The sequence below is a fragment of the bacterium genome (assembly GCA_013360215.1).
Lineage (GTDB): Bacteria > CLD3 > CLD3 > SB21 > SB21 > JABWCP01.
Window position 1 is genome coordinate 35,677 of record JABWCP010000001.1, and the last position, 20,683, is coordinate 56,359.

At 46.7% G+C, this 20,683-nt stretch carries 12 protein-coding genes; 4 read left to right on the top strand and 8 right to left on the bottom strand.

What is annotated here, in order from left to right; all coding sequences use genetic code 11:
- Positions 1-45: 45 nt before the first annotated feature.
- From HUU58_00195 to ribD, 6 genes are all read right to left on the bottom strand, one after another.
- Positions 46-3,591 (bottom strand): Hpt domain-containing protein, encoded by a 3,546-nt coding sequence (locus tag HUU58_00195; GenBank protein NUN44073.1) that lies wholly within the window; start codon positions 3,589-3,591, stop codon positions 46-48.
- A 71-nt stretch (positions 3,592-3,662) separates the two neighbouring features.
- The gene (locus HUU58_00200) at positions 3,663-4,517 is read right to left on the bottom strand and encodes a response regulator (protein ID NUN44074.1); all 855 of its coding nucleotides are present in this window, start codon (positions 4,515-4,517) and stop codon (positions 3,663-3,665) included.
- A gap of 99 nt (positions 4,518-4,616) precedes the next feature.
- Entirely contained in the window at positions 4,617-5,492 is an 876-nt protein-coding gene (locus tag HUU58_00205) for a DUF58 domain-containing protein (GenBank protein NUN44075.1), read from the bottom strand.
- 41 nt (positions 5,493-5,533) lie between these two features.
- Positions 5,534-6,178: an HAD-IA family hydrolase gene (locus HUU58_00210; GenBank protein ID NUN44076.1), complete on the bottom strand. Its 645-nt coding sequence runs from the start codon at positions 6,176-6,178 to the stop codon at positions 5,534-5,536.
- Positions 6,175-6,831, bottom strand: a complete 657-nt coding sequence (locus tag HUU58_00215) for a LysE family transporter (GenBank protein ID NUN44077.1) — start codon at positions 6,829-6,831, stop codon at positions 6,175-6,177. Before HUU58_00215 ends, HUU58_00210 begins: the two co-directional genes overlap by 4 nt.
- The gene (gene ribD, locus HUU58_00220) at positions 6,828-7,952 is read right to left on the bottom strand and encodes a bifunctional diaminohydroxyphosphoribosylaminopyrimidine deaminase/5-amino-6-(5-phosphoribosylamino)uracil reductase RibD (protein NUN44078.1); all 1,125 of its coding nucleotides are present in this window, start codon (positions 7,950-7,952) and stop codon (positions 6,828-6,830) included. Before ribD ends, HUU58_00215 begins: the two co-directional genes overlap by 4 nt.
- A 168-nt stretch (positions 7,953-8,120) precedes the next feature.
- Between ribD and HUU58_00225 the strand changes: the two genes are divergently transcribed.
- Positions 8,121-8,669, top strand: coding sequence for an HTH domain-containing protein (locus tag HUU58_00225; GenBank protein NUN44079.1), 549 nt, complete (start codon positions 8,121-8,123; stop codon positions 8,667-8,669).
- A 16-nt stretch (positions 8,670-8,685) separates the two neighbouring features.
- On the top strand, positions 8,686-9,738 hold the full coding sequence (locus HUU58_00230) for a polyprenyl synthetase family protein (GenBank protein NUN44080.1): 1,053 nt from the start codon (positions 8,686-8,688) through the stop codon (positions 9,736-9,738).
- Here the strand turns inward: HUU58_00230 and HUU58_00235 are convergent.
- A complete protein-coding gene (locus HUU58_00235; GenBank protein NUN44081.1) occupies positions 9,728-10,069 on the bottom strand; it encodes a divalent-cation tolerance protein CutA in 342 nt (113 codons plus the stop codon). The two genes, HUU58_00230 and HUU58_00235, sit on opposite strands and share 11 nt — an antisense overlap.
- Positions 10,070-10,105: 36 nt before the next feature.
- A complete protein-coding gene (gene lepA / locus HUU58_00240; GenBank protein ID NUN44082.1) occupies positions 10,106-11,908 on the bottom strand; it encodes an elongation factor 4 in 1,803 nt (600 codons plus the stop codon).
- Between the two features lie 152 nt (positions 11,909-12,060).
- Here lepA and HUU58_00245 point away from each other — a divergent pair, with 152 nt between their 5' ends.
- Positions 12,061-13,932, top strand: coding sequence for a penicillin-binding protein activator (locus HUU58_00245; protein ID NUN44083.1), 1,872 nt, complete (start codon positions 12,061-12,063; stop codon positions 13,930-13,932).
- 20 nt (positions 13,933-13,952) lie between these two features.
- A complete protein-coding gene (locus HUU58_00250) occupies positions 13,953-20,657 on the top strand; it encodes a lamin tail domain-containing protein (GenBank protein ID NUN44084.1) in 6,705 nt (2,234 codons plus the stop codon).
- Positions 20,658-20,683: the final 26 nt, after the last annotated feature.

Below are 20,683 nucleotides of genomic sequence, written 5' to 3' on the forward strand. Positions count from 1 at the left end.
ATCGTGAGCAGTATCCGCAGCCTGCACCTATGGAATTTAAAGAAATTATACGCCATGCTGGGTTGCCTCAAACATTTCATCCAATAATTGGGGTCCACTCTTGAGCAAATTTTTCAAAATCGCATCTTTTTCGATCGGTACATCATCAAAAGCTTTTACCGGTTTTTTGACCGTTTTTACCTTGGTTTCCGTTTTCTTTTCTGAAATTACTTTTTCATTCGGAGTCACCGCTTTTTCCGGTACTTTATCTAACTTAATCTCTTGGGTAAGCTCAGCTTTGATACGCGCACGGACGTCCTCGTCATTGACGGGTTTGATATCGGTGGCTTCAGGTGCTTTTTGTTCATAACTCTGAAGTTTTCCCACGACATCGTCCACATCAACATCCGTACCGGCCGTAAGCTGTTTTAGGCGTTCAATACTCGTCTCGTAAAGGTCAATCAGTTCCGATGTGACGCGTAATTCGCCCTCATTCATTTTTTCGGCGACCGTTTCCATCGGTTTGACAAGGTTACTTATCTTTTGGAAGCCCAGCATTTTCGCCGAACTGCGAAGGCTATGCGCCGCTTTTTCGATGTCGCGCATGGATTGCCGATGCGTCATATTATTTCGCAGCGTACTTAGCGCGGCCCCGATAAGCTTGAAATAGGTGGATACTTCCTCTTTAAAAATATCGACGATCTCTTCATCAATTCCGAGTTTCGAAAAATAATTTTCTTTGGGAGCAGGTTGAGAAACCTCGGCCGGTTTTACGGGTTCGATAACGGGTTCGGGTTTCTTCTCCGGCACTTTAGTTTCAATGCCTTTATGTTTGGCTAATGATGCGCTGCCGGGAATGGCGCCTGTAAAAGTACCTGAGGCATTAAGCGAATTTTCCAGTTCAAACAACTGCTGCACCACCTGCGTTACATCCGCCGCTTTTCGGGCCGCAATCGAACGCAGAGCTGTAGTAATGGACTCCAGTAACGTGACTATCGTCGCATCAACTGATATTTCTTTTTCAACGCACCGTTCCGTGATGAGTTCTACGGCCGCCGACAAACCGCTGATACGTTCAAATCCAAGCATACGCGCCGAGCTCTTGAGACTATGGCTGGTGCGCTCCAGATCGCGAATAGCCACGTCGTCAACTAAAGATTGCTTCAGGCGGGCGAACGCCGTATCAAATTTTTTGAAATATTCGGCGGCCTCTTGATTAAAAATATCCAAAATTTCAGGATCCACCGTATCAAAAGCTGATTCTTCCAACATCAGTTTTCCTTCGACAACCGATGATTCGACTTTTTCAGTTTTCAGCGGCGGTACTACCGTCATTGTCTTGAGCGCTTCCTTGACCGATGTCTTTTCGGGAACGGGCTTTACCTGCTCTTTGGGAAGTTCGCTTCTTTTTTTCTTGACCGTACGGCGACCGCCCGTGATGATATCTTTGGGTTCCGTATTAAGGCGTTCGGCAAAAGAAGGGATACGTAACCCATTCAATTCATCATCGGCATCACCGGCTGCCATCATAGCTAATAAGGCTTTGGGAACTTCGATTTCTATCGTTTTAGTGTCATCCGTGACCGGCGAAGCGAGTATGGACTGACGATCATCTGCTTTTTTATCAGAGGCTGCTTTTTTTATCTCTTCCGCCGGTTTTACATCGATCTTGTTTTGTACAACGGTTTCAGCGACAAATTTAGGTTTATCTTCAACAGCCGGCAAAATAGTCTTCGTAGGTATTACACTTTGTGTACGCGTTTCTTCTTCGATTTGTAAAGTCGAATCCTTGGTATCTTTTTCAATGGGTTCAACTTTTTCCGCTTTGATATGTTGCGCAATCGGAGAATCGTTAAATTTTGCAACGACCGACTGAAATCCCTCAAGCCAGTCCGTGTTTTGTGCTACTACGGACTTCGGATCGGATATCGGTTTTGAAGACTCTTTGGGAGTTTTTATTTCCGTTTTTATAACTTCTGGCGCAACTACTTTTGTATGCTCAGATGGTGCGGCGCTTATCTCAGTCGGTTTAGCGGGTGTTACAAATGCCGTGGCTTGTTTATAATCCGAAAAACGAACCGATTGATCACTGAGCCATCGCCATTCATCGGACTGAATCGTTTGCCCGTTGACTAAAATTTCGATACTGCGCGTCGATCGCGTCACAAGGGTGATCAATTCCGCAACGACAGGGCTTTGCGAGTAAACTACTTGTTTGAAAATCTGGAAGACCGCGTCACAATGGCCGTGCAGTAAATTGATTTTTAATAACCGCGTATTGGTCGACAGGGCACGATATACCTGCAAAAGATCTTTGATTGCTTCGGTGTCATGCGTAGCTTTTTTAAGACGGGCTAACGCCGACTGCGCCAATTCTAAATTAAACCGCACATCTTCGGCAAATACATTCCAGTCATCGTCTTGTATCGCAACACGATCAATAGCGATTTCATTTTCAGAAACAGACTGTGCACTTGAACTTGACACCTGAACCGGCAATTCTGCAGGTTTTTCCAAATTAAATGAACCGGTAAACCGTTGCTGTAGCCGCAAAATTTCTGCAGGTGCTAGCGATTTTAAATCTGATTTATTGTTTTCGACCTGTTGAATTAAATCGTGCAACACGGCTAAGGCCTCTGGGTTCAGAGGTTTGTGATTATTATCCGCAATCGCATTCAGCGTTTCTTCGATCCGCTGGGTCGCCTCGGACAATGGCATTGCATTTTGTGTGGCGGCCTCCGCTCTGAGTTGCGACAAACCATCAGCCATGCTTATCAGAAATCGAGGCCGTGTCAGATTATCCCGCAACGTCTCCCATGCACTATTCAATCGGTCCGTAGAAAAAACCGACCGGACAGCATTTATGTTTCCTTTCGGCTCATTTTTTTCGGTTGATTGAACAGTTTGTGCAACCGATTTTTCAGGTTGTTTTTTTGTACGCCGTGACAGGAATCCGATCATATCACCCACATGATCAAACGCTTCGGATTGCGTTATAGGCGCAACTTCCAGTAGCGAAGATTGCGGTGATGCGGACGTCACCGATGTTTTTTCATGGGTAGGCTCTACACGGGAGGTATCGCGAGAAAAAGAGGGATCGTTTTTAACCACAGGTGAAGCAGTGGGTTCTGCTTTTACGTCAGCGGAGATCGGTTTTACCTCATCCTTGGGCGTCCCTTCCGTTGGAGACGGCGTATCTTCTTGCTTGATATACGTTTTTCGTAAGGCCGGCAAATCGAGCGAAAAACCGATGGTTTGTAAATCGCTATTGAGTTGATCTTGTGAACCGGGTGTTTCTAAAATCTTTTGAAACATCTGAATGATCCGCTCGGAATCATTTTCGAGCGTCGTGATCATCTGGCTCATCTTGTAGCCGGACTTTTCTAATTTCTCCAGGTTACTACGCAAAAACGTGGCAACCGGATGGAGCGATGCCACGTTGAGAAAAGATTCAACCTGGCGAACCGGCTCTTGCGCTTGTCCGATGGATACGATTATTTTTTTGGTAATACTGAATTCAAGTGGTGCAAAACGATGTTCGGAAACACTTTTGACATGATTCAGTAATTCCGAAAGATAAAATTCTACGATTTTTCGCGATTTATTGTCCAATGTGTATCATCCATACAAAAAAACCCTAAAACACGTTTAGGGTTTTTACGATTTACGCGATGCTATGGCGTTTATTTACCGAGATATTCGTGTACTTTGGCAAGCAAGTCTTCATCATGGAACGGCTTATTGAGGAAATCCGTCGCGCCGTTGCTGATCGCAGCGTCTTTGTCTTGTGGACTGTCTTTACCGCTCAACACGACGATCGGCACCGTGGCAAAATATCCGCCTGATTCACGCAACGCTTTCATCACTTCAACACCGGTCATATCAGGCAACATCATATCCAGAAGAATCAGACTGGGCTGCATCTCTTTAGCTTTGTTGATCGCATCTTCGCCTTTCATGGCCGACGTCAGATTGTAATTATCATTCTCCAACGCGATCTCAACCATTTTTTGAATCACGATACTGTCATCCACGACAAGTATCTTTCGACCGCCGGCCGACGCAGAAGCGGCCGGAGCTACCGGTTTGGGCGCCGCTTTTTCTACTTTGGGTTCCGGTTTGGGTTCGACCTTAGGCGAATCCATTGAACCCAAAATGTCGGTTTCTTCTTTTTTAGGCACAGGCTTGGGTTCCGGTGCTTTTTCAATTTTCGGCTCCGGTTTCGGTTCTGCTTTAGGTTCCGGCTTCGGTTCCGCTTTCGCTTTAGGCACTTCTTCTTTGACGGCTTTCTTCGACGGCGCTTTCTCTTTCGCCGGTTTAGCCGCCGGAGCAGGAGCACCGCCGGATATCAATTTTTCAGCAGATAGTTTTTGTAAAATTTCTTCGACCAACGTTGCATCGCGATCCAGTTTTTCTGCGATATCGGCCACATTGCGTTTACCGTCAACAGAAAACAAAACACGCCATTCAATTTTTTTCAACAGAATGGTTTCAACTTTTTCTCGTAAGTCTTTTACTCTGGAGTAAACTGCGTCCACAATATACCTCGCCGCTTTATGATGATGAACCTGTGAGTATTCAAATCGTGTTAATAACTTTGTAAATCTAATAAAGATAAATCATTATGTCAATAAGTTTCAATGCCTTTTCTCTCGTTTTCTGAAAAAAGAAATCAGCGCTTCGGCATAATCACTACCCGTAAAAATATTGATCAGATCAACGCGACTGCGTTTGAAAATTTCCTTCAATCTGTTTTCTTCGGCATCAACGCGCTGACGTAATATCGCATGGAACTGTTGATCCGCTGTGTCGATATCAATCAACGCTCCGGTCTCTTCGTCTTCCAGTGTCACCAGGCCGACCTGAGGCCAATTGTGCTCGCGCTGATCGGCGACCCGAAGACCGATCACGTCGTGCTTTTTAGCTAAGGTACGCAAGGAGGTATCAAAGCCCTGATCGAGAAAATCGCTGATTACAAAAACGATACTGCGGCGTTTGAGAATGTGCGATGTCAACTCCAGCGGAGCCGCAATGCGTGTACCGCGTGCTTTAGGCGCAAACGCGATCAGCTCGCGGATCAGACGCAACACATGAGAACGGCCTTTTTTCGGCGGAATAAATTTTTCAACTTCTTCCGTATAAATCATTAAGCCAACTTTATCATTATTTTTGATCGCGCTAAATGCCACTACCGCCGCCATTTCGATCATCAGTTCCCTTTTGGTCTGCTTATTCGTACCAAAATCCCCTGATGCGCTGGCGTCAAAAATGATCATTAGCGTCTGCTCACGCTCTTCTTCAAATATTTTGAGGTAAGGTTTATCCAACCGCGCCGAGACATTCCAATCGATAAAACGGATTTCATCGCCGAACTGATATTCGCGCACTTCTGAAAAAGACATTCCGCGCCCTTTGAAAACCGAATGGTATTCACCACTAAAAACATTATTGACCAATCCGCGTGTTTTAATTTCGATACGCCGCACATTGCGGAGTAATTCTTTAGTTTCCATAAAATCCGCTTAGCTATGATTAAATGCGTAATACGTTTGTATCATACTACAAGCTCTTTGATCTGAATTATCTGATCAATATAAAAATCCGCACCTTCCGGTGCAACGGTATGAAATCCATAACGAACGGCGCATGTATAAATCCTTGCGCGACGCCCCGCTTCGATATCTTGCGGACCATCGCCGATGATCATTGCCCGATCGGGATGTACGCCGGTTTTTTCTAAGATGGCTTGAATAGCCTGCGGATGCGGTTTCTTATTTGCAAACGAATCCCCGCCATATACCTCTTCAAAATACCGGGACAATCCAAGGCCATGAATAATTTTCCGAGTAAACACTTCCGCTTTATTACTAATCACAAACTTACGACAGTGATTAAAATGAGTCAATACATCAAGGACTCCGTCGTACGTGCGAACAAAATCAAGACAATGCTCGTCGTGGTGCGCCCGATAAATGGATACGGCCGTCATCAACCGATCGTTATCCGGTTTCTCAAATTCAGATAAGGCACGCACAAGTAAGGTTTGCATGCCGTCACCGACAAAGCGACGCAGTTTTTCTTTAGGTAATGCGCTATATCCCAACGTTGTTAATGTATGATTGACAGACGCGCCGATATCATCGAGTGAATCCACTAACGTCCCATCCAAATCAAAAAACATCACTTCGATTTTTATCACGCGATCCATCCTTTATACGACACGTACCGCCAACCCAATATAAAACCAGACACGATCAATACCCAACCGGTGATTACGGCTATACGTCGGATCGTCGTTTCCTTCATCGTCTGACGGCGTACGGCAACCCACTCGGCAAGAAGAAAAAACCACGCAGTCGTGCCGATGGCCATACCGGCAACAAATGCCATTTGAGACTGAAAGGACGTGTGTAAAAATTGATAGGCGTACATAAAACCCGCAGCCGCAATCCAAAAGCCGATAGCCAGCGGATTGCATAAATACATTATGCATCCATTAATAAAATTTTTCATCAATAGTCCGGCTGAAAACTCGGTACGTTCGTGATATGCGATGCCGTTATGACGTGTGATGATCAGACGATATCCCAAAAAAACGAGCACCGGCATGCCGGCCGGCTGTAACACATCGGCCAATGATTGTTGTAAAGCAGACATACCGAAAACACCAATGACGCAATAACCGATATCCACAACCAGTGCGCCCAAGCCGATCATCATGGCCGGCTGAAAGCCGCGGCGAAAACTTTGATCTACGATAGTCATATTGATCGGACCGAATGGAATGGAATTGATAAAACCAATACCTAAGCCCCACAAACTCGCCGTGATTATATTTTCCATCGTCATCATCGCTGCCACCGTGCACTGATCCAAATATCCGAGTCCAATATCCTAACCCGGGGCTCGGTTAAAACAACAGCATTATTAATACGTTTGACGGGTAGGCCTTCAAAAGATGATTTCCCATGTCCCAAAATTTTAGCGGCCGTAAAAATATGTATTTCATCGCACAATCCCGCATCTAAAATCTGTCCATGGATATCCGCTCCGCCTTCGACGAATACCGACGCGATTTGAAATTTCCGCAGAAGCGTTCTAAATACAGGACGCATGGTTATCCGACTTCGCACGGAAGACATTTCAACGACCGTTACGCCCAAAGATGCCAACTGCTTTTTTTTGCGTTTGTTCGCTCCAAAAGCCGTAATGACAATGGTTTCCGAAGCGCCGGCATCAGTGAACACCCGCGCTGTCAACGGTGAGCGCAGCCGGCCATCCACGATGACGCGACGCGGCGAAGACCCGCGAACGCCGCGTACCGTGAGTTGCGGATCGTCCGTCATCACGGTCTGTGCACCGACCAAAATCGCATCGTGCCCTGCACGTAAGCGGTGCACTTCGCGTCGGGATTTTTCATTGGTTATCCACTTGGAAGCACCGAAACCATCGGCCGTTTTTCCGTCCAAAGTCTGTGCCGTTTTTATAGTGATCCACGGCAAACCTGTTTCCACGTGCTTCAAAAAAAACCGATTTTCAATACGGCATTCACTCTCGGCTATGCCCCACTCCACGCGAACTCCGTTTTTCTTTAAAAGCGCGGCACCTTTCCCTGCCACAGCCGGAAACGGATCTTTGATACCAAATACGACATGTGGAATTTTTTCTTGTAAGATCAAAGACGTGCACGGCGGTGTTTTTCCCGTATGACAGCAGGGTTCCAGGTTAACATATAATGTAGCATTTTTAAAATCGGTCACCCCGCGACGCCGCGCATCACGTACGGCTTCAACTTCGGCGTGCGGCTTCCCGTACCCCGTATGATAACCTCGTCCGATAATTTCATCGCCGTCCGGGTTATGGCGCACCAAAATGGCGCCAACGAGCGGGTTTGTTTTGGTTTTACCTACGCCTTTACGCGCCAGTTTCAGCGTCTGCCGGATATAATATTCGTGTGTCTTTGGAGATGGCATAACATGCTTTTCATATAAAATCGTGTTTTAATATTACTCAATCGCCCTACTCTGTTCAAGGGTATAAAAATTCAATCCCTGCGATTACCATTGCGCTTGACAATGGGCTTTCGGAAGTGTACTTTGGCGAAGTTTCAATTATTTTTGAAAGTTTAAAACTAACAAAACATGCATAAAGCGCTGCACAAATCGCAAGAACTGTTTACGGCAACGTGGGGTGAGATCAGCACCTTTTGGGGCATCAATAAAGTAATGGGGCAACTGTATGCATTACTTTTTGCCAGCGATAAACCGCTCACGTTGGACGATATGTGCGAACGCCTACAAATCAGCCGCGGTAATGCCAGTATGAATATACGCGCGCTTAAAACGTGGGGCGTTATCCGCAAGGTAAGGGTTCAAGGCGACCGTAAAGATTATTACGAATTGGATGAAGATACGGGTAAAATCATGACCCGGTTTGTGCGCGAGCGAAAACGACGCGAACTCGAACCGGCGTTGGAAACGATGCGTCGCAGCGCCGTATTGCTTCGCACGGCCATTCCCGCTATGAAAAACGGAGAACGCAAACAGGCGCAGATTTTTCTCAAGCGTATCGAAAATATGCTTATGGTCTCCGAAAGCATCAATACCCTGCTGGAACGTTTTATTCATGGCGAGTCCATCAGCATCAACCAATTAAAAACCATACCCATAGCGTGGAAAAAAGGCGCATAACACATAAAGGTATCGTATGAATATCATCGAACGTGAACCGTGGATACAAAGCTTTTTACAAGAAACCGACGCGGTCATCCACGAAGTTTTTGAAAATACGGGTAGCGCTGAATTTAAGGATATCCTCAAAACCCATCATCAGGGCGGCAAACGCCTTCGGCCGATGGTCATTGCGGCTTCCGCACAACTCGGTGACCGCCCCGCGCTACATCTCGCTTACGGCGCGGCCGCTCTCGAATTGCTCCACTTAGCATCATTATTTCACGACGACGTGCTTGACGATACCACCATGCGTCGCGATAAACTGACCGCACGCAAACATATCGGAAATCTCAATTCGATCTTAACCGGCGATTACCTGCTGGCCGAAGTTTTGCATACGATCGTCGAAAAATTACCCACGCCCCTTGTCAGCGCTTTTCTTGATACGATCAAACGTATGACACGAAGTGAAATTTTATCCAAAAAACTTCTGAACAATTTGCAGATCAGTACGTCTGAGTACGTTCAGATTATTGAGAACAAAACCGCAACGGTTTTTGCTTTGGCCACTTCTCTCGGTATTCGCCTGAGCACCGATGATCCGGTGCGCATTCGTCAGCTCAGTATTTACGGGATGAACCTCGGTATGGCCTATCAGATCATTGACGACATGGAAGATATGACCGGCGCTTCGGAATTAACCGATGATGATCTTTCTCACGGTTATATCGGCATGCCGGTGATCGAGTTACTGCGTGCGGTGCCCCTCAATCAAAAACAAGAAGTGTTGCAAATGGTACGCGCCACACAGCCCGAGCAACGTGCTGCGTTGATTCGTATGATGAAAAGTTTTTCCATTTTCAAAGTCGTGCATGCCCGCGTACAACATTACCTCAATATTTCGGCCAATGCGCTTTTGGATATTAAAGCCAACACGCCGGAGCAACGGATTTCTTTGGAATTTCTGAAAGGTTTGTGCGGATACTTGGCTGATAAATCACTAAAGGCTGTGGATACGTACGAGTCAGCGGATCACATCGGCACACAAATAGTTTCGGCCTCGACAACCGTAGCCGCTACGGCTTAGAAGGAACAACTTCCTCCATCCATCGCAGATAGGCTTCATCGCCTTTCGTCAGAGGAACGGCTATAATCTCAGGAACCTTGTAGCTGTGCAGTGATTTTATTTTTTTGGCTAACGCGTCGAAACAATCTTCAAACGATTTAATTAAAAGCAAAACTTCCTTTTCGTCGCAAAGTTTCCCTTCCCACATATATATCGATCGAATCCCGGGACAAATATTACAACACGCCGCCAACTGCTCTGTGATAAGCGCATCGGCTATATGCTTTGCCTCTGCGTCCGACGATGCCGTCATATATACGATGATCGCCGTACGCGCCGTTACATTACTCATAGTATGAACGCGTTGTATGATCGAATAAATTGCGGATTATTCATCACCGATTTTTAGAACGGCAAGAAACGCTTCTTGAGGAATTTCCACTTTCCCGACTTGTTTCATACGTTTTTTACCTTCTTTCTGACGCTCGAGCAGTTTGCGTTTACGGGAAATATCACCGCCGTAACACTTGGCGGTCACATCTTTACGCATTGCGCGTATCTGGTCGCGTGCAATGATTTTACTGCCGATCGCCGCCTGAATCACCACTTCAAACATTTGGCGTGGGATCAACTCCTTGAGTTTTTCGCACATTTTGCGTCCAAACTCGTAAGCTTTATCACGGTGAATGATACCGGAAAATGCATCCACCGGATCGCTGTTGATCAGAATATCTAATTTAACCAACTCGCCTTCTTTATATCCTATGTATTCGTAATCAAACGAGGCATATCCTTTGGTACAGGATTTTAGTTTATCATAAAAATCGAATACGATTTCGGCCAAAGGAAACTCAAACGTAAGATCCACGCGGGTCGGAGAAATATAATTGGTATTACGGTACACACCCCGGCGTTCCATCGCGACACTCATGATATTCCCGATATATTCCGTCGGTGTGATGATTTGTGCTTTGATATACGGCTCTTCGATGTGATCAATAATTCCTGGTGACGGCATCATCGAAGGATTGGACACTTCGATCACTTCCCCGTTCGTTTTATACACTTGATAACGCACGCTGGGTACCGTCGTGATCATGCTGATGTTAAATTCGCGCTGCAGGCGTTCTTGCACAATCTCCATATGCAAAAGACCCAAGAAACCGCAACGGAAACCAAAACCCAAAGCCGTGGACGACTCCGGCTCGTAGATCAGCGACGAATCATTGAGTTTGAGTTTTTCCAAAGAAGTCCGCAGTTCTTCAAAATCTTCGCTTACGGTAGGATAAATACCGCTAAACACCATAGGCTTGATATCTTTGTATCCCTCTAGAGCCGCCGGCGCGGGATTTCCGGCATCGGTGACCGTATCGCCCACGCGGATGTGCGTGATCTCACGCACGTTGCCGACGACATATCCTACTTCACCGACAGAAATTTTATCCGCTTTGATTTTGTCCATCCGGAGGTAACCGATTTCATCGGCATCATACCGGCAGTCGTTGCTGAAAAACTTCATATGAGTACCGGTGACCAGTTCGCCTTGAAACACACGTACATAGGCGATGGCTCCGCGAAAAGGATCGAACACCGAATCGAAAATCAACGCTTGCAATGGTTTGGTCGGATCGCCTACCGGGGCGGGAATACTCTCTACGACTTTTTCAAGAATATCTTCGATACCGATACCCGCTTTGGCGCTGGCTAAAACAATATCTTCACGTTTGCAACCGATCAGATCAATAATCTCTTTGCATGTTTCTTCCGGTTGTGCGCTCGGCAAATCAATTTTATTTACGACAGGAACGATTTGCAATCCGGCATCAATGGCAAGATACAGATTACTGATCGTCTGCGCTTCGATACCCTGGGAAGCATCCACCACAAGTATGGCCCCTTCGCATGCGGCCAAGCTGCGGGACACTTCATAAGTAAAGTCCACATGCCCCGGGGTGTCAATCAGATTGAGTACATACGTTTGCCCGTTGCGTGCTTTGTACTCCATACGTATGGCGTGCGCTTTGATCGTAATGCCGCGTTCTTTTTCCAGATCCATGTTATCCAGGACCTGCGCTTCCATATCGCGTTTGGATATGGTTTTAGTATACTCCAAAAGGCGATCGGCCAAAGTTGACTTACCGTGGTCAATGTGTGCCACAATGCAAAAATTTCTGATTTTCTCTGTACTCATATTTCCTTTTAAGTATTTCTTAAAACGCGCGCAATATAGAGATTCACATATGTAAAATCAATTTCTTTCGAATGTATTATTGGATTGAACGCACACGGTAATTATTCTATATTAAGCCCGATCATACCAATCACGTTGCACACAATTTGACCATGACTGTACTTCTTATTTTAAGGTATTACGCCCGAAAATCCTCTCTATGTCTGAGCTTATCCCTAGGCCTGGCATACGGCTCGATTGCGGGGTACGCGCAAGAACCGTCCGAAATTGCGTTTACTCTTGCAATGCAAAGCTACCAAAATAAGAACTGGGCGGAAAGCCGCGATAAACTTTCGTCGTATCTTGCACAATATCCCGACAAACCTGCCACACCGGCCGCACAAATTTTATTAACACGCACCTATCTCCGTTTGGATAACCCGCGTAAAGCGCTTCAACTTATAAATCAATACAGTGCCGGTTTTTCCTCTCAATCACCTTATGCGACGGAGTTTGTATTTACCAAAGCGGAAGCTTTGGACGCTATGCATCGCTCACTCGAAGCGATACAGACGCTATTGCCTTTGGCATCCGGTAAAACTGACGCAGGATTGCGCGCCGATTCGTTGATCGCACGTTTAGCCGAAGTGCGCCTGAGTACTGCCCAACTCAAAGAATTAACCCGATCGGTTCCTTCCTCGCCCATCAAAGAAAAATTGCAAATTCTGTACGCGACCAAGTTAGCCGCCCAACAGCGCTACACCCGCGCATCGCGCGCAATGGATGTGTTTTTGAGAGAAAATCCGCGCAGCATTTATTATAAAAATGCGCAACAAGTGCTTCGCCGCAATCAAAACAAAGAAGACGGCCCCGTTCGGATCGGGCTCATCACTTCGCTCAGCGGTACCAATGCCGAAGCCGGCCTTGCGCTTAAATCGGGTATCGAACTGGCCGTGCGCGAATACAATACGACACACAGTACACCATTGGAAATCGTCACCTATGATGATCGCTCGGATGTGTTACAAAGTGTGTTAGCGGCGCAAGCCTTATGCCGCGAAGGAAGCATCAGCGTGATCATAGGCCCTTTGGAAAGCGACGCCATGAGCGCGGCTTCCGTCGTCTGCGAGAACGCACAAATACCGATCATTTCACCAACTGCTTCGCAAACGGGCATTACCGGCATCGGTCGCTTTGTCTATCAGGCCAATATTGATATCGAATCCAGGGCCGCCGCTTTAGCCGAATACGCGATAAAAAAAGCAGGCCACCGGACGTTTGCCATTCTCTCTCCCAATGACGTGTACGGTGCCACATCCACGAAAGCGTTTGCGGATCGCATCACACAATTGGGCGGCCGCATTATTGCATCGGAATCGTATTTTGATAATACGCAGGATTTTAAATCGCAACTCCTGCGTCTTCGCAAACTCGGACAGATTGAGGAAGCACGCCCCGGGCTGGACTACCGCATAACGGCTAACCTGAATTTTCGTCAGATTGATTCTCTTTACAAAATGATATTCCCCGAGGACACCACGACTACCGAATCCTCCAGCGATTATAATATGCCTTCGCGCGGAATTGATGCGCTATTCATGCCGATTTATGACGACGAAATAAAATATATAGCCCCGCAAATCGCGTATTATAATATCCAAACAAAATGGCTCGGCGGTGATCACTGGAATGCTCTTGATGAACTGCGTCGGCAAAATAAATACGTCAACGGATGTATTTTCGTCGGAGAGTTTTACTCCAACCCTGATGCCGGACCGACCAAACAGTTTATCAAAAACTACACCGCGGTGACAAAAAAACGTCCTACACCGGAAGCATTCTACGGATATGATATCGTCGGCGTTTTAGGGATGATTATCGAAAGAGGCGCTCAACTGCCCGATGAAGTACAAAACGAGCTGCAAAACGGTATCACGTACGAAGGCGTTCATAACCAAATACGTTTTGACAAAGGTCGTCGCGTCAATACATCCGTCCATCTTTTGCAGTTCAAAGATAACGCCATTCATAAAATCGAACCGTAACCCGCCGCCGGAAACCACGTATGCGACAATTACGTTTTTTTATTCTGCTGATATTTACCGCCATACCGCTTGCCTTCGCTCAGAGTGACAGCATCACAATATCCGAAGTGATGTTTAGTACAAGTAATACATTGGACTTCATTGAACTTTATAACTACAGTAAGACACAAACTATTGATCTCGCTAAATACATAATTACGGATGGTGCGGGCAATAATGACTCCGATCGGATCAGTAGTGCCGGTGAGGGCTTACTTTTATATCCGGGCCAATTTGCCATTCTCCTTGACCCCGATTACTTTTTACCGCCCAACGCTTCCGGACGTGTTTACGATATTTCCATTCCGGATACTGCACGCATCGTCACAATTGATACTAACCAAACCGGCGGTTTTGTTCTCGGAAACGGATCGTTAAGTAATACAACCGCAGAAACAATTCACTTAATCAAGGTACAATCCGGAATTCCGCGTGACACAATAAGTCGTTATACCTATTCATTAGGTAACAACACCTCATATAGCGATGAAAAAATCACCTTAAACAATGATAACAATTCATCCAATTGGACGAATTCGATTTACCTGAACGGTACACCGGGTGCGCCGCCGGAGACGAATCTTTCGATCAACGATCATCGCATGATCTTCACACCACCTGATCCGCTCACCGGAGCAAGCGTGACCATCGGTGCTATCGTAACCAACAAAGCGATTACTACGAGCGATTCATTTCGTGTGCTCTTTTATCTGGACGCCGATAAAAATGGAACAGCGGATGTTTCCGAACTTCTGGATTCGGTTTCCTATAACGGGTCACTACCCCGCAATACGTCCGACACGATTTTTTTTACAACATCTTCGATAGCCTCCGGTATCAATTATTATATAGCCCGTATCGGTTCGATTTATCCTTATGCCGATACTGTTTTATCCGATCAATCGCTACGCGATTCCGTACAAACGACTCCGGCCTATAACGTATCATGGTCTGCTTCTTCTGTTTTTTCACCGAGTTCACCGACCACCGGTGATACCGTTACCTATGCGCGTGCGATGTACAATACAGGTATCGCCGACATCACTCACTTTGCCGCTTATTTGTACATAGATCAAAACCATAACGGGATGGTCGAAACCGGTGAAAAGGTCGATTCGTCAAATTATAACGATATCCTGCCAAGCGGTGATTCGGTGGTCATTTATTTTACGATCCCGGACGTCCAACGCGGAAAGCTGAATCTATTATTAGACTTGCCGGCCGATTCTTTAGGTCCTGTGCCGGACGAACAACCGGCCGATAATCGGACATCCGATTCTGCCAATATCCGTGCGGCCATGAGCTTAACCCTCACATCGGCCAGTGCGCTTAAGCCGTCGTATAATTACATCGCCGATACCATGGCGATAAAGGCTGTCGTACACAATAACGGAAGCACAACCGCGAGCGGTTTTTCTGTGATGTTGTATCACGATGCAAACACCGACGGATTGCCCGACACGAACGAACGCGTGGATTCTGTGCGCTATACATCGTCATTGGATGCAACGGTAAGTGATTCCATCACTTTGTATTGGCTACCGACGTCTGAAGGTAACGTCTCGCTCATCGTCAAACTCGACTCGTCCACAGTCCAACCCCTGACGGATGAAGATGGATCCGATAATACACATACGCTGAATGCACTCATCTACCCTCGCCCGGATTCGATCACTTTTTCAGAAATCATGTTTGATCCGCTGGGCTCCGAAGATTCTAATGAATTTGTTGAATTGTACAATTTTGGCTCACACGCTGTTGATCTGCTCAATTGGCAGATCGCAGACAGCCTTGGACATGATGCGATACAAGATGCCGGAAATGGGACGGTCTTACAAGCGGGACAATATGCCATCGTATTCGAAAATGAATACGCACTGAATACAGGTCGTTATACATCGCGTATCCCATCGTCGGCATTAGTCTTAACGATCAACGGCTCCACCTTTGGCAGCAGTTCAAGCGGATTGGTGGGAACCTATCCGAAACAATTATTTCTGGTACGCAGTTTAGGTGATACGATCTCAACGTACCGCTATTCCCTCGACAATACCGAAGGACATTCCGATACAAAAATCAATCCCTCGGAAATCAACACGCCCGCGAATTGGGCGAACAGTCTCATCACCGATGGCACACCGGGCGCTCATGCGGAAGTCAACTTGTCACTCCTCGGTCAGCGTTTGCGATTTGCGCCTTCTGAAATTCCATCCGGTACTCAAACTGTGATATCCGTGACTGTTAAAGATTCCGGCATCGCACCGGTGAATATTTTCAAAATCGCTATGTATCATGATACTAACCGAAACGCCATTCCTGAACCGGAAGAAATCATTGATTCCCTGGTATTTTCAGGGCAATTGTATTTCGGTGACAGCGTGATATTTACGGCAAATACACCGGCGCTCTCCTATGGCGTACATTATTTTATTGCACGTATATCGCAAGGCGAGGTCTCGCCGTACGGTGATACGCTCTACTATAACGATATGCTCGCCGACAGTATAAAGACAAAACCATCCGGCGACATCGCACTGAATCGAGGACGCCTGATATTGGGCGAAATTGCAACGCGAGGTAATTCCTTTTCGATCGGTGCGTACGCGTACAATATGGGCACGCAACCCGTTCAATCGTTTACCGTTCGATGGTATGAAGATCGCGACGGAAATTATACTACCGCACCGGAGGAACGAATAGACTCCAACACATATACCGGAAATCTTTTGCCCGGAGATTCAACCTTTTTACAGATCAACTACCCCAATGCGACCTACGGTAAACATCGAATTATGGCTGAAGCTATATCATCCTCCGTACAGCCTATTGCCGATGAAGAGCCGTCAAACAATCTACTTGTGGATTCGATTGAAGCCGGAGCACGCCCACGCGATATTCTAATCAGCGAATTTATGTATCTTGCCGTAACGGATAGTATCCCCGAGTGGATCGAAATCTACAATTCTTCTGCGCTCTCCATATCACTGATGAATTGGCAGCTGTACGACAAAACATCCGATGTCGTATTGACGGATCGAAGCGACACTTTGCACGCCGGCCAATTTGGAATCATCGTCAAAGATTCTGTCGTGTTTCACAAAAAATACGGTAACAAGTTATCAGACGTTCTATATATCTATCCGCCCTCCATGCCGAGTCTTAATAATACCGGCGGCGATATTATCAAACTGAGCACACCCGCGGGACTTACCGTGGACAGTCTTAACTATCTGACATCATGGGGCGATGATGAGGGTATCAGTCTAGAGCGCAAACTAAATGATAGTGCATCGTTCAGTATGAATAACTGGACGCTTAGCAGCGACCCTTCCGGCGGTACCCCGGGTACAAAGAACACAGCTACACCACAGCTTCGCGATCTGTCCATCACTTCGCACGACATTCTCTGGACACCCGCTTATCCGACGCTAGGAGAAATTTTTCAAGTCAAAGCTACTGTACGAAATCTAGGCATTACCTCGAGCGGGGCATCCACTATTTTACTCTATGCCTACAGCGGTCATGATTCCACATTATTACAGACAACGAATTCGCCCGCCATATTACCCGGTGATTCTTTGGTGATCGTCTCATCCCCGATCACCAACGAACCTCAAACCTATGTCGGCATTCAAATTGATTACGCGGAAGATGAACGCTTATCCAATAACTTTGCTAAACGCTTCGTACCTGCTGCCACACCAAGGCAAACGGTGGTCATCAATGAAATCATGTACAAACCCGGAACCGGACATACGGAATGGATCGAACTTTACAACCGCTCCCAAAACGCTGTGGATCTGCGTTCATGGCGTATATCCGACGGCAATGCCGACCTAACCGCACCGGCTACTGCTAAAACTATAACCACTCAAAGTGTCATACTTCAACCGGATAGTTTTATCATCATCGCCAAAGATTCCGCTCAATTTTCATCGCAGTATGGAACACCTTTGCACGCCGTTTATCTGAGCAGTATGCCTGCACTCAATGATCCGGGTGATATGATCACAATACAAGACAGCTTAGGCGGCATTGTGGATAGTCTTGTGTATCTATCCGGTTGGGGCGGCAGTTCGGATCGTACATTGGAACGACGTTTCTATGATTCCGTTTCGTATTTAACTTCCAACTGGCTTAGCTGTGAAATCCCTATCGGCGCAACTCCGGGCCACCCCAACAGTGTCAAGCCATTGCATCATGACTTATCTGTAAAGGCATCTCCCTTGCGCGTAACGCCTTCGTATCCACGTATCGGCGAAGCATTTACAATAACTGCACCGATATACAATCAGGGTTTAGAACCCGTGAATGATGCCTCACTGCGATGGTTGCGTATTCGCGCACAACATGATACAGTGATTCTCTCAGACGAGATCATCGGTACGTTGAATGCCGGCGATTCATTAAAAATTTCTTATTCGGACACGGCACGCCAAATCGGTGATTCCATCGTAGCGCTTATCCTAAGTGGATCGGACGAACGTACACTCAACAATAAATCCGCAGTTCCTCTGATAACCTCCACTCGTCGTAATGCACTGGTGATCAATGAAATCATGTACGATCCCGGTTCGAACAGACCCGAATGGATCGAACTGTATAACCCGGGTGCGGATACTATTGATCTTAAAAACTGGCGCATGGCGGATGAATCCACCATCGCAAATCCTAAAACTTTTGCTGGTACTTCCTTACGTATTCCGTCACAACATTACGTCATCATTACCAAAGATGCATCCGCATTAGCCCTTACTTATCCGTTACTATCATCGCCCGTCGTGACCATGTCCTCGTTTCCCACGCTCAATCAAACCGGTGATTTGATTCTACTGACGGATAGTCTGAGTGTAACAGTTGACAGTGTGTTTTACGAAAACACGTGGGGCGGTGCGAACGGTTTTTCGATCGAGCGTATCAGCGCAACCGATAACGCCAATTCACCGAATAACTGGAAAACCTCTGAAGCCAATGCCGGCGCCACACCGGGGGTAATGAATAGCACAACACCGGTGGCTCTGGACCTCAGCATTCGAACGAATGATGTATGGTTTGATCCGCCGTTTCCTTCACCGGGCCAACCCGTACAGATCCATATACGCATTCGCAATAAAGGCCTTCAAAACATCACAAACGCAGCGGTAGTGCGTGTCTATAACGATATCAATAATGATAGTATTCCTCAGATAACGGAGATCATTGATTCTACGATCGTACCGGCTTTATTATCCGGCGATTCGCTGTTTGTAACCATTCAATGGACAATCCCCGTTTCGGCATCTCGTCGTTTATCCAAAGCACTATCTATGGGATCCCGTAAAATCATTATCCAGCTTGATTTTGCAGGCGATGAACGCACTGAAAATAACCTCCTATTTACTGCGTTGCCGTTGGGTACGCCGTTTCAGTCTGTCGTGATCAATGAATTTATGTATGAGACGGATACTTCACGCACAGAATTTATCGAACTGTATAATCCCGGTACTACCTCATGGGACTTGAAAGATTGGAAAATCGCCGATGGTAGCAGCGTCGTATCTATCACCGACGTTTCGGTTTCATTTTTATCAGGCACCTATAAAGTGCTGGCGCCGGACAGTTCATTCTTCCGCAAATTCTCTACGACCCCGGCCTCGTCCGTAATCATCGTGCCGGGTTTACCAAGCCTCAATAATACGGGTGACGCCATCCGTTTAGCCGATGATCTCGGTGCAACGGTGGATAGCCTGACGTATAGTAACACATGGGGCGGCGCTAAAAATATCAGCGTCGAGCGTATCGATGCCGACGTATCATCGGATGAACCAAACAATTGGACAACGTCCTTAACGACGCAAGGACACTCAGCCGGCCTTGTCAATAGCATTGTATCGGCTGAGCCCTTTGTCAAACAATCGCTCATCATCAATGAAATCATGTTTAGCCCTATGAGCGGCGAACCGGAGTATATCGAACTATACAACCGCAGCGAAGCAGCCATTTCCCTGCTCAATTGGGCCATCACGGTTGGCGACGATAAAACACTTCTCGCGCAAACCGATATATCCGTTCCTCCGCATGCATACGTCGTGATCGCCGGGACCAAAACATTTCCGGATCGTTACGATTTGGATAAGACGCAGATTATCGTTCCGGTAACCAACCTTGCCGCGTTACCGGCTAATGGTACGGCGCTGGTGTTGCAGGATTGGGTTGGCACTACGATTGACAGCTTAGCTTATACGGAACTTTGGGGTGGCGGAGACGGTTACGCTTTGGAACGAATCCAACCGGACGCCGCATCCGATCTGATGACCTCATGGCGAACATGTGTATTCGTCGAAGGCGGCACGCCGGGAAAAATCAACTCGGTGTACAATGGCGATAAGCCTAAAAAAATTCGCATTACCGCCGATCCGAATCCTTTTTTGACAGATGTCGCGGAGAATACCACAATCACCCTCGAAATGCCGGTAACTTATGCGCGGGTTACGATGAAAATATATGACAACCAGGGTCGTCTTATGATTACCCTGCTCAACAATCAACCGACCGGTGCGCACCGCGAAGTGATGTGGGATGGACGGGACAAAAACGGCCAACGCGTTCGTATGGGAATATATATTATTTTTATCGAGGCTATCGAAGAGTCCGGCGGATTTAATAAAACGGCTAAACAAACGATCGTTGTCGGAAAAAGATTATAAAAAAAACCGCTGCCTCAGAAATAAAT